Genomic DNA, 13,925 nt, shown 5'->3' on the forward strand with positions numbered 1-13,925 from the left:
TACAATGCTTTTAATCCGACGAAAGGATATAAAATTTTCTTGTTACAGCTTTTTACACTGGTTATTATAGCCGGGCGTTCACCTCCCACGGTTTATGCATTTTTAAATCCCAAGTTTCCATCAGCTACTTGGGATTTTTTTTGCCTGGAATTTAACCCCCGGCGTCAAACTTCACCTTCTGCAAACTCCGCACGCATCCGTCCATTGCGTTTGGCCTGGTAGAGCAACTTGTCGACATCTTCGACAAAACCCAGCATCGGGCTGTCGGGTTTGACGATGCGCGTACCTACGCCCAGGCTCAGGGTCAGCAGGTTCGACACCGCTGAAAAGCCATGTTCGATCTGTTGCTGGCAGATCAGGTGCAGGCAGCGCTGTGCCACCTGTTTCGCCGATGCCGCGTCGGTTTCCGGCAGCAACCACACAAACTCCTCACCGCCGATACGGGCGATGAAGTCCCGGGGCCGGTTGGCGGCCAGTGACAGGGTATGCGCGACCTGGCGCAGGCACTCGTCGCCCTTGATGTGGCCATAGTGGTCGTTGTACTGCTTGAAAAAATCGATATCCAGGATGATCAACGACAGCGGCAACTGGCTGCGCTGGGCGCTGGCCCATTCGCGCTCGAGCACGGTGTCGAACATGCGTCGGTTGGCGATGCCGGTCAGGCCATCCTGGTAGGAATATTCCTCGAGTTGCTTTTGCAGGCGCACCAGGTGTTCTTCGGTTTTTTTGCGTTCGCTGATATCGAACATAAAGCCGATCAGCGCCTCGACTTCACCGTCCTTGCGCACCACATGCACCACGTCGCGGATCCATACATAGTCGCCGTTCACCGTCAGTGCCCGGTAATCCGCTTCATGGTCCACCCCGGCACGGGATTGCGACACGCAGAAATTCACCACGTATTCGCGGTCATCGGGGTGCATGCGCGAGACCCAGTCGTCGACGCTGACCCAGCTTTGCGGGGTCCAGCCCAGCAGCGTTTCGATCTGCGGGCCGATATAGCTGAAGGTCATGCTCTGCCAGTCGATACGCCACGGGATGGCCTTGGTCGACTCCAGCAGTGTCCGGTATACGTCGCTGTCGGGCTGGCTCGGAGGGGCAATGCTCATGGTGGACGGCTCGAGTGATGGCTAAGTGCCCAGAGCGTCGTGTGATCGACGGTGGGAGTCAAGCGCTTGCCGAGGCAGCAGACGAGAGGTCGTGTGACGGGCATGGCGGCGGCCAGCTAGCCGATGACAGCATGGCTGGGCGCATCCACTGCGCCGTAGTAACGCCAGCAGCAATGACGGTGTTCCGGCACGATCACGCAGCCGCTGAGGCTGACGATCAGCACAGCGGCAACCAGCAGGGTAAGTCGACGGTACATGGTGTTTCCTCTTGGGTTGACCGGGGTTGATCCTTCAACGCGGCGACTGGCGAAAATCCGTCGCATTCCTTTCAAACATTTCATCAAGCCCCGCCAGCCCCCGAGCAATACTGGTCTCGCCCCCTGCTGAAAAATCTGCGCAGCCCGCGACGGATTTTTGCGCACGCGCCGTTCAACCCATCAGCAACCTGCACTTTCGCGGGTTGCATGGAGGAGTTGCCATGAGACCCCAGGCCACATTGCGTTTTGCCTTGCTTGCTCCGCTGGCCCTCGCCGCGTTTGTCAGCACCCCGACGTTTGCCCAGACCGACATCATCCTCCAGCAGGCGCCGCCGCCGCAGCGCGTGGAAATGATCCCGGCCGAGCGCCCCGGCTATGCCTGGGACCCTGGCCACTGGCGTTGGGAAGGGCGCGGTTACGGCTGGGTGCCGGGCCACTGGCAGCCCGTGATGCGTCATGGGCGCTGGGAGCCTGGCCATTGGGAAGCCCATGGCCCGAACTGGTACTGGCGCGAAGGGCATTGGATCCGCTGAACCCTGACCCTTGGCCCTGAGAACTGCCCGATTGAAAGACACTGATCCGGACGTTGAGCTGCTGGCGCGTATCGGCAATAACGAACCTGCCGCCGTCAACGAGATGGTGATGCGCAAGCTCCCGCGTTTGCTGGCGCTCGCCAGTCGGATCCTGGGGGACGCCGACGAGGCCAAGGACGTGGCCCAGGAAAGTTTCCTGCGCATCTGGCGCCAGGCCGCCCACTGGCGCAGTGGCGAGGCGCGTTTCGACACCTGGTTGCATCGGGTCGCGCTGAACCTGTGCCACGACCGCTTGCGGCGACGCAAGGAGCGCCCGCTGAGCGATGAGGCGGCGGTGGAGGTGGCAGACAGCTCGCCATCGCCTGAAGAGCAGCTGGAGACCCAGGACCGCAGTACACGCATGGCCGCCGCGTTGGCGGCCTTGCCCGAACGCCAGCGCGAAGCCATCGTGTTGCAGTACTACCAGGAGCTGTCGAACATCGACGCCGCGGCCCTGATGAATATCAGCGTCGAGGCACTGGAGAGCCTGCTGTCGCGGGCCCGACGCCAGTTGCGCAGCCAACTTGCCGATACACCCGGGCTTGCCCGCCCAGGAAGGGGAAAATCATGACACCCGAACGCTTTGTGTACCTGGCCGACGTCTATGGGGCGGACCTGCGTCGCTGGCCCGCGGCAGAACGGGCAACGGCCCAGGCGTTGCTCGACAACGGCAACGTACATGCCCGTGTAGCCTTGCAGCAGGCGCGTTGGCTTGACAGCCAGTTGGACAGCCATCAACTGGCCTTCCCCGACCCGGCGTTGGTCCGGCAGATACGCCAATCCGCCCCACGCTCATTCTGGTCACGCCATGCCAACTGGTTATCGCCCGCCGGCCTTGTCGGTGCGGGCATTGCCGGCATCGTCACCGGGATGCTGGTGGCGTCCATGAGCGTGCCGCTGCCGATGTTGTCCTCCGACGTGCTGCCCAGTGTCTTTGATCAGGGCGACGCGGAAGTCGTCTTCAGCGTCAATGCCGAGGAAACCGAACAATGACCACCAGATCCCTGAAGCCGTGGTTGTTTGTCTCGATCCTGCTCAACGTATTTTTGATCGGTGGGGTGGGCGGCGGTCTCTACCATTGGATGGCCAACGCCCGGCCCGCCGAAGCGGTGGTCAACCAGCATGGCCTGCGCCAGGCGATGGTCAAGTTGCCGCCGGAGCGGCGCAGGGAACTGCGCCAACTGCTGCGCCGCAATCGTGACGACAGCCAGCCGCTGATCATGGCCGGGCGTGAGGCGCGGCTGGGGGTGATCAAGCAATTGGAAGCGCCGAGCCTGGATCGTGAGGCGTTGCTAGCGGAACTGGCCAAGGCACGGGAGGCCGATATGGCGCTGCGGGCGTTGGTGGACGGTACCCTGGCGCAGTTCGCCAATACCTTGCCCCAGGATGAACGGCAGCAGCTGGTGGAGGCCTTGTACAGGCGCGGGCAGGCAAAGGCCCAAGCAAAGTTGGCAGGCAAAGAACCTCGGTCGTGAGCAGGCTGATGGAACTGGAAATCTCAAAGTGCCACGAAGGTAGAGCTCAGAGAAACCCGACATTCCGTTGGGTAGAGCAAGAAGGTAAAGAACGATGATCGATAGCTCTAACATCGTAGGTCCCGCGCAGACTGCTGCTCAACCCAACTCTTTGGATGCGATCACCAATTTCGGCGGCGTACAACCGGAGGACATGGCAGAGCAAACGCGGGTGAAACGCCCGGGAGAAGAACCGGCGGCAGGAAGTGGCCCGTCCCAGATCGGTTTTTGAGTCTTAGCCCCCAGCGGTGAGGGGAAGCGCCCTCGCCACTGATACCTCCGCCTGCCGCCCTTCACCAGGCCATGTGGGTGCCTTTGACATACACAGCGGCTGCCGCTCGACAGATCCTTTGTCGAACGGCAGAGAGCAAATGGCCTGGTCTAACGAAGGGGGCTGGATAGCAGGTTGGGCGCTGTATTACAGACGCCGGAGAAAGGCTTTGACGATGTGCCGCGTGGCGTCGGTGGTGTCCAGTTGGTCCACTGCGCCATAGGCGTGCCACTGGCAGTCGACGATCTCGTTCAGCGGCCGCGCATCCGCGATATTCACCACCGAGGCTTCAAATACATGGTGCACGGTGTCGCGGGCCTTCAGCTCCTGCAAGTACAGCAGCCCGTCCACGTTCAATCCGGTTTCTTCTTCCAGCTCCCGTTCGGCCGCACCGACCGGGCGCTCGTCCCGTTCCACCTTGCCGCCCGGCAAGGCCCATTTTGACCTGGCCTTGCGCACGAAGAGGATATGCCCCTCGTGTTCGCAAATGACCGTTGCGCGTATTTTCATCGTCTGTGCCCCCGCAGCGGGATGAGTGTCATAAAAGTGTAATGCAATTGTCATGCTAAGTGGTTATGGCGCGCCGCGGTGGGGATGTGGATACTGCCCGATTGATGAAAACGGACGAGGAAAACAGATGAGCAGCGTACGTTGGGGCATGATCGGGTGTGGCAGTGTCACTGAATTGAAGAGTGGACCCGCTTTCTACAAAGCGCCAGGTTCGGCGCTGGTGGCCGTGATGGGGCGGCGCGAGGAGGCGGTGCGCGATTATGCATCGCGCCATGGGATTGCCCGTTACTACACCGACGCCCAGGCACTGATCAACGACCCCGAAGTGGACGCGGTGTACATCGCCACGCCGCCCGACAGCCATCTGGAATACAGCCTGATGGTGGCGGCGGCCGGCAAGCATTGCTGCGTCGAGAAGCCGATGGCGCTGAACGCCGAACAGAGCGCGCTGATGCAGCGCACTTTCGAGCGCGCCGGGCTGCACCTGTTTGTTTCCTACTACCGGCGCTCGCTGCCACGCTTCCAGCAAGTGCGCGCGTGGCTGCAGGACGGGCGCATCGGCACGTTACGCCAGCTGACCTGGACCCTGTGCAAACCGCCGGCCGCCGAGGACGCCAGCGCCGCCAACTGGCGCACCGACCCGAGCATTGCCGGTGGTGGCTACTTTGCCGATCTGGCCAGCCACGGTTTCGACCTGTTCCAGTACCTGGCCGGGGATATTGTCGAGGTCGCGGGCTTTACGGCACGACAGGCCGGGCACTATGCCGCCGAGGACGCCGTGACGGCCTGCTGGACCTTCAGTTCGGGCGCGCTGGGCATGGGCTGCTGGAACTTCGTCGCCGACCGCCGTGAGGACCGGGTCGAGTTGATCGGCAGCCGTGGGCGCATCCAGTTCTCGGTCTTCGAAGACCAGCCGCTGCACCTGGAGGGCGAGACCAACGAGGTGCTGGAAGTGCCATGCCACCCGCATATCCAATGGCACCACGTAGTGGCCATGAACGCGCATATTCGCGGCGAAGCCGAGCATCCGTCGCTGGCCATCGAGGCGTTGAAGACCGATCGGATCCTGGACAAGGTCCTGCAACGAAATCCCAATCTGCCGGGATGATTTTCCAAGGAATAGCTCAATGAAATACTGGATGATCCTGTGGCTGGCACTTGCCACAACGGCGATGGCGGCCCCGCGTAGCCAAGGGACGCCTGGGGAATTTGATTTTTATGTGTTGTCGCTGTCATGGTCGCCGACCTTCTGCCTGACGCACCCGGACAACGAGCAGTGTTCGGGTAAGGGCTACGGCTTTGTGCTGCACGGCTTGTGGCCGCAATACGCGCGGGGAGGGTGGCCGGCGACCTGCGCGCCGCAATCGCGCTTGAGCCGCGAAGAGATGGACAAAGGCGCGGCGCTGTTCCCGACGCGCTCGCTGCTCACCCACGAATGGGCCAAGCACGGCACCTGCAGCGGGCTGGATCCCTTGGCATACCTGGAGAAAACCGATGCGGCGCTGGGCGTGGTTGCCATCCCTGCGCAACTGCAACCGTTCAACACGCCGCCGTCGTTGCCGGCCCGCGAGATCGAGGCGCTGTTTCGCGAAAGCAACCCGCGCATGGGCAACCATGGGCTGGCGGTGATCTGCAAAGGCAAGGTGCTGTCGGAGGTGCGTGTGTGCCTGACCAAGGACCTGGCCTTCGCCGGTTGCCCGCGCAGTGTGAAAACCCAATGCCGGGATGGCGAAATTCGCATCCCAACGCAGCGTTGAACGCCGGCATCCACACACCTTTGCCCAAGCCACTGCACTAGGTCCAGATCCTGGCTGAGGATGGGCGGGTGTGTGGCGTCGAAGACTGTGTGGTCCACGCCCCAGGGTGATTTTGTTCAATACCGATTTGACCCGGCCTTATACCGTGGAACCCTGTTTACGCCTCATCATAAAAAGGGAACCGCAATGAGCTTGATCATTTCCATGGCCGCCTTCGCCCTGGCCACGTCCATCACGCCGGGACCGGTCAACGTGGTCGCCCTGAGTTCAGGCGCGCGCTTCGGTTTTGTCGCCAGCCAGAAGCATGTGTTCGGCGCTGCCGTTGGCTTTACCTTGCTGTTGGTGCTGATCGGCCTGGGGCTGCACGAGGTGCTGGTGCGCTGGCCCATCCTGACCCAGTTGATCCAGTGGGGCGGGGTGGCGTTCCTGCTGTACATGGCCTGGAAACTGGCGGTGGATGACGGCCAGCTCGACGCAGAGGGCAGCGCGACAGCGCCATCCATGCTCTACGGCGCGATCATGCAATGGCTCAACCCCAAGGCCTGGCTGGCCTGTGTGGCGGGTATGGGCCTGTTTGTGGCCGACGGCGATGGGCGGCAAGTCTGGCTGTTTGCCAGTCTCTACCTGGTGATCTGCTACCTGTCGGTGGCGTGCTGGGCCTATGCCGGGACCTTTCTACGCCGTTACCTGGACAATCCCCACGGCGTGCGCCTGTTCAACCGCTCGATGGCCGCGTTGCTGGTGGCCAGTGTGGGTTATTTGCTGATGGCTTGAGCACCTCGCGGTATTGCCCGGGGGTGGCGGCGAAATGTTGCTTGAAGGTGCGCTGGAAGTGCGCCTGGTCGGCAAAGCCCGCAGCAAGTGCTACGTCGGCGATCAACTCGCCCTTGCGCAGCTGGGTGCGGGCAAACTGGATGCGCTGGTTGACCAGGAACGCGTGGGGCGTCAGCCCGTAGTACTGCTTGAAGGCGCGGATCAGGTAGGACGGCGACAGTTCGGCCGCCTGGCAGATGTCTTCGAGTTTCAACGCCTCGGTGCAGTGCGCACGGATGTACTCGGCGGCTCGCTCCAGCTTGTGGTTGACCTCGCGCACCGGTGTGGGTGAAGGGTTCAGGCGCTGCTGGACTTCAGTGAAGTAGCTCACCAGTGCGCTCTGCTTTTGCAGCAATTCGGCCTGCTCGTTCACCAGCATCCGGTACAACGCCAGCAAGCCGCTGTACAGCAGCGGGTCACGGGTATACGGCGTATTGAAAGCGCGATAACCCTGGTCGGTGCTGAAGCCCAGTTGGTACTGTAATTCGGTCAGCCAGGGCGTATCGAGGTAGAGCATGTGATAGGACCAGGGCTGGTCGTGGATAGGGTTGCAGGCATGCACATCGCCGGGGTTCATCAACACCACGGTGCCGGCGCTGATCTGGAATGTATCGGCGCCGTAATGGTAATAGCTGCGCCCGGTGGTGATCGCGCCGATGGAGAAATGCTCATGGGCGTGACGGGTGTAAGTGACCTTGCGCCCGTCGGCGATGGTGCGCGCTTCGATGAACGGCAGGCGCTCGTCGCGCCAGAAGCGCGGTGCGGCGGGGAAAGGGGCGGACGGTGTCATGGGCGCGACTCCAGGGCAGTCAAGATCAGAAACGGATCGTTGCACAGACCCTGGCGTTTGGGTAGCCGATGACTTAATAGGGTTTCAGATTGTGCAAACGCTCGTTTCGGCGTTTGTTGATCAGCAGGACCTTTTCCACATTGTTGAGGTTCTGCGTGGACTCACTCAGATCCCGGTGGTTACTGAGCAGGCACTGGTCAACGACCATCCTGGCAATCGCTTCGAGTCGTGCCGATTGCCAGGACTTCGGTATGGGGGCGGGGTCACCCTGGGTATCCGTTATGAGGGTGGTGTCCAGGGGATTGAGCAGGACCTGCGAACTGGCGCCCGCCACGGGTTCGGAACCGGTGAGATAAGCACTCCAATCGATCTGCAACTGAACAGGGCCTGGGGCGACCGGGTCATTCAGCAAGCCGGATGGCGGGTTGGCCAGCTGCGTGACCAGCATCTGCCTGGGCAGCAGTTGCAGCAGGTAGCGATCCCGCTGGTAGCGAACACGCAACAGGCATCCAAAATGTGCGGTGATCATCGTGTCCCGGGCAGCGGGGGACGGTTTGCGCAGCAGGTACAGTGCGATGTTTCCCTGCTCCAGGCTGACACGCCTGGGCAGCGGCAGGCAGGCCAGCAGGTAGGCAATGTACACGATATAACTCTCACGGATGGATTCGAGCGCGGCGTGGAAGTTTTCATCAGCGTTGTGGTCCTTGAGCGTTCTCAAGGGCGGCGAAAACCTGTTGACACGTACCTGTGGCTGAATCGCCCTCCAGCGTTCCATGTGCTTTAACTCACCGGCCAGATACAGTTCGGCCAGGGAAAAGGAAATATCCTGGGTGCTGACTTGCGGATAGCGAATACCGGGCGGAAGGAAGGGCGCCGGCATGAACACGGTTTTGTCCAGGTGAGCGTTATCCGGATAGACCTCACGCAGGTACCTCAATGCCGCCTCCTTCTGATCCGGATAGGGGGTGTGCAGCGATCCGAAGGCATCGTTGAGTGTGCGCTTCTGTTTCTCATAGGTGCGCACGGCGAGCTCGCCTTTAAAGGGCAGGTCCGTGTCCGTCGCATCCACCACGCCATTGGCACGCGCCCAGTCGAGGACGGGATCGACCGTAGGAGGCAGCGCCCAGAATTCCCGGTTGAGCGTCGTGGCAGGGTTATGGACCAGGGTCATGATGTTCTCAAGTGTCATGTACCGGCTGGCGCCAGGGGTTTTCAGCTCGATGAAATCGACGAACTGCTTGAACACGACCCAGTTCTGGTTACACAGGTAAGGCAAGGTTTCGGGGATGTTGCGCACGAGCAATTGTGGCGCGCTGCCACTGAGCAGCAAATGCGCGGCCAATGGTGCACCCTCCAGAAGGGTCTGGCGCAGGAGGGCTTCCAGATTGCTGCGCACCAGTGCGCAGTTGTCACCCCAGTAGTAATCGGTGTCGATGGCCAGCCCGCCGACCAGGTTGCGTTGTGTGCCGGCCTGTTCGTCCAGGCTCAGGATCAGCGCGCTGAGCAGCAGCGTCTGCCGGCGCTGTTGCGGCGTTGTGCCATGCAGTGCTGCATCGGACCAGATGACGAGGGTGTCCAGGCGCTCGACCAATAGCTGGCTGCGCGGGCTCTGCACCATCTGGTTCAGCAGCATGTCCGCTTCGGCACGGATCCTGGGGGCACTCTTGCCCGCCCAACAAGGTTCGCCGAGCCACTTGAACAGGGGCGCTCCCTGCGCCTGTGCAAATGCCTGCTGCGCTTCGTATACCTGTCGGCGTTGTGTGCTGGATAAGGTCAGCAATGACGGCTGCGGCTGGCCCAGGCCCTGCCAGTAGTTGCCCAGCCGTGGTGTCGCAGCCCTGACGGCCCTCAGGTAGTGCGCCGCCTGCCGGGCCTGCTCCGCTGTCTTCACTTCGGGCATGCGCAGGAACTTCATCAACTGCTTGAGGGTGGCCTTCATATCACTGCGCAGCTCGCCACCCAATTGTTTGGCCAGCTCCTGCAAGGGCGTGAGACAGCGCTTGAGCGCTGGACTGGAGACGATATCGTCCGTGAGGTTTCTGCGCCTGCCGTCCCTGTCGTCCGCGCCCACGTACCCCTCTTCAGTCAGCAGTACCAGCGCCTTTTCGTCGTCGATACCGCGTTTCACGCAAATGGCGACAAATGATCTGTGCTTGATCATCATCAGCAGTTTTTCGGCGCTCTCCTCCAGCAACTGGTAGAACATCGAGTCAGTGTCCAGCTCGACCGTATCGTCGAGCTCGACCTTTTCATCGGGTTGTTTGCCAGCGCTGACTCGCTCCAGCTCTGTCTGCAGCCGATTGAAGTTATTCAGGGCGCTCAGGCTGTTTTGTTTGCGCTTGAGCCATTGCGCATCCTGGGCCGCTTCACTGCAGTACGGCTGCCCAGGCACGGATGACTGGCGCAGGCGCGCGATCAGGGCGTGCACCTCGCTGGCCTGGAGGGGGACCTCGATGGCGTAGAAGTGCATGAGCTGCGCCAGGCTCAGGCTGTTATTGGAGGCCACCTGTTCTCCCAGCAACGACGCATATTGCGCCAGGCGAATCAGCCGACCCGCCACTGGCGCACCGCCCAGGTGTGTACGCAGGCTGATACTGGTCCCCTGGATCTGCGCGGATGAGGCCCGCAGGGAATGATCCTCGCCGGAATAAATAAAGTATTCATCGGGACCCAGCGCAGTCGGGAACGTCTGCGTGAACTCGATCGAATTGATCACGCTCTGCAGTAATTGCGCGGCTTCTTTCAAGGTGTGCGCTACGAAAGAGTCAGACCTCAGCGTGAGGCGCTGGCGGTAAGCGAGGTAGCTGTCATGGGGTTCATCCGTGGCTGCCGCGCTGGCCATGCATTGCTCGAGGTTATCGGCCAGTTGCAGCAAATCCAGGTGCTGGGCGTGCATTTCATGGCGTGTCGCCGACTGCGCGCGGCCATTGTCACCCATCGTTGGAAAGGCATGGTAGGCCTGCAGCTCATCGACAATCATCCGCGCCTGGATCTGGTTTTTGGGCAACGTGTAGCCGTAGAACGCCAGCGTCAACTCGAGTGGCAATTCAAACGTACTGTGCCCGTTTGGCAAGTCGATATAGGGCACGCCCAGCTGGTTGGGATCAATGATCTCGGAGATGCCCAGGATCGGCGCGGACACTTCCAGCCAGCCTGGGTCGTCATGAAGATGAAAGGCCCTGGGTGTCATTTGGTCCTCGTGAATGACATTGGCGTGCAGGGAGCTTCCCATGACCTTGATGCTTCGATACTCCAGGTGCTGCGCGTCGGCCCATGCCAGGAACACGCTCTGGTTGATAGCTTTGCCGAACAGCACCATCCATTGGCCAAGCCTGGAATTGCGGTCGACCGCGATCAACGCGGGAGGCCCCAGCAGCGTCCAATTGTGCGGTACGGCGGGTGACAGCAGTGCAACCAGGCTGTTGATCAGCTTCAGATCATCCTGGGTGGCAAACAAGACGGGGCTGGCAGGCAGTGGCTCGGTCGCCGCAGCGGCAATCAGCGGGGCAAATTCGTACATGAATGAAGTTCCGTTTCAAGGTTGCCCAAGAAAACGCTCTTGAGCGGAACTTCATGGTCGGGGGTTTTTACCTGAGCTTGATAGCCTGCGTCATCCCGAGTTGCTGTAGGTCGAGTAGGCGGCCACGGTGATCCAATGGCGAGGCACGCCCACGCAGGAGGTGGGCGTGTTCATCGCTCAGAGGCGCTCCGGGCAGGGCACCAGAAAGGCCGCTTCCAGCAGTTGACGCGTATACCCATGCTGCGGATCAGCGAAAATCGCTCGCGCATCGCCTTGCTCCACCACCTGCCCCTGCTTGACCACCATCAGTTGGTGACTCAGCGCCTTCACCACCGCCAGGTCATGGCTGATAAACAGGTAGGTCAGGTTGTACTTGGCCTGCAGGCTGCGCAGCAATTCCACCACTTGCCGTTGCACGGTGCGATCCAGCGCCGAGGTCGGTTCGTCCAGCAGGATCAGGCGCGGCTTGAGCACCAGTGCGCGGGCGATGGCGATGCGTTGGCGTTGGCCGCCGGAGAACTCATGGGGGTAGCGATGACGGGACTCAGGGTCCAGGCCCACCTCCTTGAGCGCCGCGATAATCGCCGCTTCCTGCTCGGCCGGCGTGCCCATCCTGTGGATGCGCAGGCCTTCGCCGACGATCTCGCTGACGCACATGCGAGGGCTCAGGCTGCCGAACGGGTCCTGGAACACCACCTGCATTTCCCGGCGCAACGGGCGTACCTGTTGCTGGGTCAGTGTGTCCAGCTGCTGGCCTTCGAAACGAATCCCGCCCTTGCTGGCAATCAAGCGCAGGATCGCCAGGCCCAGGGTGGATTTGCCCGAGCCGCTTTCGCCGACGATGCCCAGGGTCTGGCCCTGGGGCAGGCTGAAGTTGATCCCGTCCACCGCCTTGACGTAATCGACGGTGTTGCGCAAGAAGCCCTTCTTGATCGGGAACCAGACTTTCAGGTCATCGACTTCCAGCAACGGCGGGCCGACGTCGTTGCTGGCCGGGCCACCGCTGGGCTCGGCCGCCAGCAGTTCCTGGGTGTAAGGGTGTCGGGGCGACTGGAACAGCGTCTCGCACTCGGCCTGCTCGACGATGCAGCCTTGCTGCATCACGCAGACGCGGTGAGCAATGCGCCGCACCAGGTTCAAGTCATGGCTGATCAACAGCAAGGCCATGCCCAAACGCGCCTGCAATTCCTTGAGCAACTCCAGGATCTTCAACTGCACGGTGACGTCGAGGGCCGTGGTCGGTTCATCCGCGATCAACAACTCCGGCTCATTGGCCAGGGCCATGGCGATCATCACCCGCTGGCGCTGGCCGCCCGACAGTTCATGGGGCAGGGCCTTGAGCCGTTTGTGCGGCTCGGGGATACCCACCAGTTCCAGCAGTTCCAGGGTGCGCCGGGTCGCGACCTTGCCGGTCAGGCCCTTGTGCAGGCCGAGCACTTCGTTGATCTGCTTCTCGATGCAGTGCAGCGGATTCAACGACGTCATTGGCTCCTGGAAGATCATCGCGATGCGGTTGCCGCGAATATGCCGCAGGGTCTTTTCCTTCAGGGTCAGCAGGTCCTGGCCGGAATAGGTGATGGTGCCGGACGGATGCCGGGCCAGCGGGTAGGGCAGCAGGCGCAGGATCGAGTGGGCGGTCACCGATTTGCCTGAGCCGCTTTCGCCAACCAGGGCCAGGGTTTCGCCGCGCTTGATATCGAAGCTGACGTTGTTGACCACACGGTGGTGATGCGCGCCCGTGACGAACTCGACGGAGAGGTCGCGGATTTCGATCAGATTGTCCTGATTCATCTCATTTCCTCGGGTCGAAGGCATCGCGAGCGGACTCGCCGATAAACACCAGCAAACTCAACATGATCGCCAGCACGGCAAACGCGCTCATGCCCAGCCACGGTGCCTGCAGGTTGGATTTGCCCTGGGCCACCAGTTCGCCCAGGGACGGCGAACCGGCCGGGAGGCCAAAGCCGAGGAAGTCCAGGGCGGTCAGGGTGCCGATGGCGCCGGTGAGGATAAATGGCATGAAGGTCATGGTCGAGACCATGGCATTGGGCAGGATATGGCGGAACATGATCGCGCCGTTCTGCATCCCCAGTGCCCGCGCCGCACGCACGTATTCGAGGTTACGCCCGCGCAGGAACTCGGCGCGCACCACGTCCACCAGGCTCATCCAGGAAAACAGCAGCATGATCCCCAGCAGCCACCAGAAGTTCGGCTGCACGAAGCTGGCGAGGATGATCAGCAGGTAGAGCACCGGCAAGCCGGACCAGATTTCCAGGAAACGCTGCCCGGCCAGGTCGACCCAGCCGCCATAGAAACCCTGCAAGGCGCCGGCGATCACGCCGATGATCGAACTGAGCACGGTCAGGGTGAGGGCAAACAGCACCGACACACGGAAGCCATAGATCACCCGCGCGAGCACATCGCGGCCCTGGTCATCGGTACCCAGCAGGTTGACGCGCGAAGGCGGCGCGGGGGCCGGTACCTTCAGGTCGTAGTTGATGCTCTGGTAGCTGAATGGGATCGGCGCCCACAGGGTCCAGGCGTCCTTGGCCTTGAGCAGTTCCTGGATATACGGGCTCTTGTAGTTGGCTTCCAGGGGGAATTCGCCGCCGAAGGTGGTTTCCGGGTAGCGCTTGAGCGCCGGGAAATACCAGTCGCCGTCGTAGTGCACCGCCAGGGGCTTATCGTTGGCGATCAGCTCCGCGCCCAGGCTCAGCCCGAACAGGATCAGGAACAGCCACAGCGACCACCAGCCACGCTTGTTGGCCTTGAACCGCTCGAACCGGCGGCGATTGAGGGGGGACAGTTTCAT

15 protein-coding genes are annotated in these 13,925 nt (G+C 61.7%); 8 read left to right on the forward strand and 7 right to left on the reverse strand.

Annotation, left to right across the window (positions count from 1 at the left end; translation table 11 throughout):
* Nucleotides 1–164: 164 nt before the first annotated feature.
* On the reverse strand, nucleotides 165–1,109 hold the full coding sequence (locus BLQ09_RS16010) for a GGDEF domain-containing protein (protein WP_092357776.1): 945 nt from the start codon (nucleotides 1,107–1,109) through the stop codon (nucleotides 165–167).
* A gap of 116 nt (nucleotides 1,110–1,225) precedes the next feature.
* Nucleotides 1,226–1,366, reverse strand: a complete 141-nt coding sequence (locus tag BLQ09_RS31295; RefSeq protein WP_166655323.1) for a hypothetical protein — start codon at nucleotides 1,364–1,366, stop codon at nucleotides 1,226–1,228.
* A 221-nt stretch (nucleotides 1,367–1,587) separates the two neighbouring features.
* Here BLQ09_RS31295 and BLQ09_RS16015 point away from each other — a divergent pair, with 221 nt between their 5' ends.
* From BLQ09_RS16015 to BLQ09_RS31300, 5 genes are all read left to right on the forward strand, one after another.
* Nucleotides 1,588–1,899, forward strand: coding sequence for a YXWGXW repeat-containing protein (locus BLQ09_RS16015; protein ID WP_027606512.1), 312 nt, complete (start codon nucleotides 1,588–1,590; stop codon nucleotides 1,897–1,899).
* 31 nt (nucleotides 1,900–1,930) lie between these two features.
* A complete protein-coding gene (locus BLQ09_RS16020; RefSeq protein WP_027606511.1) occupies nucleotides 1,931–2,509 on the forward strand; it encodes an RNA polymerase sigma factor in 579 nt (192 codons plus the stop codon).
* Nucleotides 2,506–2,931: a hypothetical protein gene (locus tag BLQ09_RS16025; protein ID WP_092357778.1), complete on the forward strand. Its 426-nt coding sequence runs from the start codon at nucleotides 2,506–2,508 to the stop codon at nucleotides 2,929–2,931. The genes BLQ09_RS16020 and BLQ09_RS16025 overlap by 4 nt, the downstream gene beginning before the upstream one ends.
* Nucleotides 2,928–3,413 carry a periplasmic heavy metal sensor gene (locus BLQ09_RS16030; protein WP_092357780.1) on the forward strand — a complete coding sequence of 162 codons (486 nt, stop codon included), beginning with the start codon at nucleotides 2,928–2,930 and terminating at the stop codon, nucleotides 3,411–3,413. The genes BLQ09_RS16025 and BLQ09_RS16030 overlap by 4 nt, the downstream gene beginning before the upstream one ends.
* 94 nt (nucleotides 3,414–3,507) lie before the next feature.
* Nucleotides 3,508–3,684 (forward strand): hypothetical protein, encoded by a 177-nt coding sequence (locus BLQ09_RS31300; protein WP_169898243.1) that lies wholly within the window; start codon nucleotides 3,508–3,510, stop codon nucleotides 3,682–3,684.
* 186 nt (nucleotides 3,685–3,870) lie between these two features.
* Here the strand turns inward: BLQ09_RS31300 and BLQ09_RS16035 are convergent, their stop codons facing one another.
* On the reverse strand, nucleotides 3,871–4,233 hold the full coding sequence (locus BLQ09_RS16035) for an NUDIX hydrolase (RefSeq protein ID WP_027606508.1): 363 nt from the start codon (nucleotides 4,231–4,233) through the stop codon (nucleotides 3,871–3,873).
* Nucleotides 4,234–4,360: 127 nt separating this feature from the next.
* Here BLQ09_RS16035 and BLQ09_RS16040 point away from each other — a divergent pair, with 127 nt between their 5' ends.
* From BLQ09_RS16040 to BLQ09_RS16050, 3 genes are all read left to right on the forward strand, one after another.
* Nucleotides 4,361–5,341 (forward strand): Gfo/Idh/MocA family protein, encoded by a 981-nt coding sequence (locus BLQ09_RS16040; protein WP_027606507.1) that lies wholly within the window; start codon nucleotides 4,361–4,363, stop codon nucleotides 5,339–5,341.
* Nucleotides 5,342–5,360: 19 nt separating this feature from the next.
* On the forward strand, nucleotides 5,361–5,990 hold the full coding sequence (locus BLQ09_RS16045; protein WP_092357782.1) for a ribonuclease T2 family protein: 630 nt from the start codon (nucleotides 5,361–5,363) through the stop codon (nucleotides 5,988–5,990).
* Nucleotides 5,991–6,176: 186 nt separating this feature from the next.
* Nucleotides 6,177–6,764 carry a LysE family translocator gene (locus tag BLQ09_RS16050; RefSeq protein WP_027606505.1) on the forward strand — a complete coding sequence of 196 codons (588 nt, stop codon included), beginning with the start codon at nucleotides 6,177–6,179 and terminating at the stop codon, nucleotides 6,762–6,764.
* On the opposite strand, the gene BLQ09_RS16055 is transcribed toward BLQ09_RS16050, so the two are convergent.
* The 4 genes from BLQ09_RS16055 to BLQ09_RS16070 form a co-directional block, all read right to left on the reverse strand.
* Nucleotides 6,706–7,593 carry an AraC family transcriptional regulator gene (locus BLQ09_RS16055; protein WP_027606504.1) on the reverse strand — a complete coding sequence of 296 codons (888 nt, stop codon included), beginning with the start codon at nucleotides 7,591–7,593 and terminating at the stop codon, nucleotides 6,706–6,708. The genes BLQ09_RS16050 and BLQ09_RS16055 overlap by 59 nt on opposite strands.
* Nucleotides 7,594–7,666: 73 nt before the next feature.
* Nucleotides 7,667–11,113 (reverse strand): hypothetical protein, encoded by a 3,447-nt coding sequence (locus BLQ09_RS16060; protein ID WP_092357784.1) that lies wholly within the window; start codon nucleotides 11,111–11,113, stop codon nucleotides 7,667–7,669.
* Nucleotides 11,114–11,290: 177 nt separating this feature from the next.
* Nucleotides 11,291–12,904 (reverse strand): ABC transporter ATP-binding protein, encoded by a 1,614-nt coding sequence (locus BLQ09_RS16065; protein WP_027606502.1) that lies wholly within the window; start codon nucleotides 12,902–12,904, stop codon nucleotides 11,291–11,293.
* Nucleotide 12,905: 1 nt separating this feature from the next.
* The gene (locus BLQ09_RS16070) at nucleotides 12,906–13,925 is read right to left on the reverse strand and encodes an ABC transporter permease (protein WP_092357786.1); all 1,020 of its coding nucleotides are present in this window, start codon (nucleotides 13,923–13,925) and stop codon (nucleotides 12,906–12,908) included.

The sequence above is a fragment of the Pseudomonas sp. NFACC25 genome, assembly GCF_900100935.1.
Lineage (GTDB): Bacteria > Pseudomonadota > Gammaproteobacteria > Pseudomonadales > Pseudomonadaceae > Aquipseudomonas > Aquipseudomonas marginalis.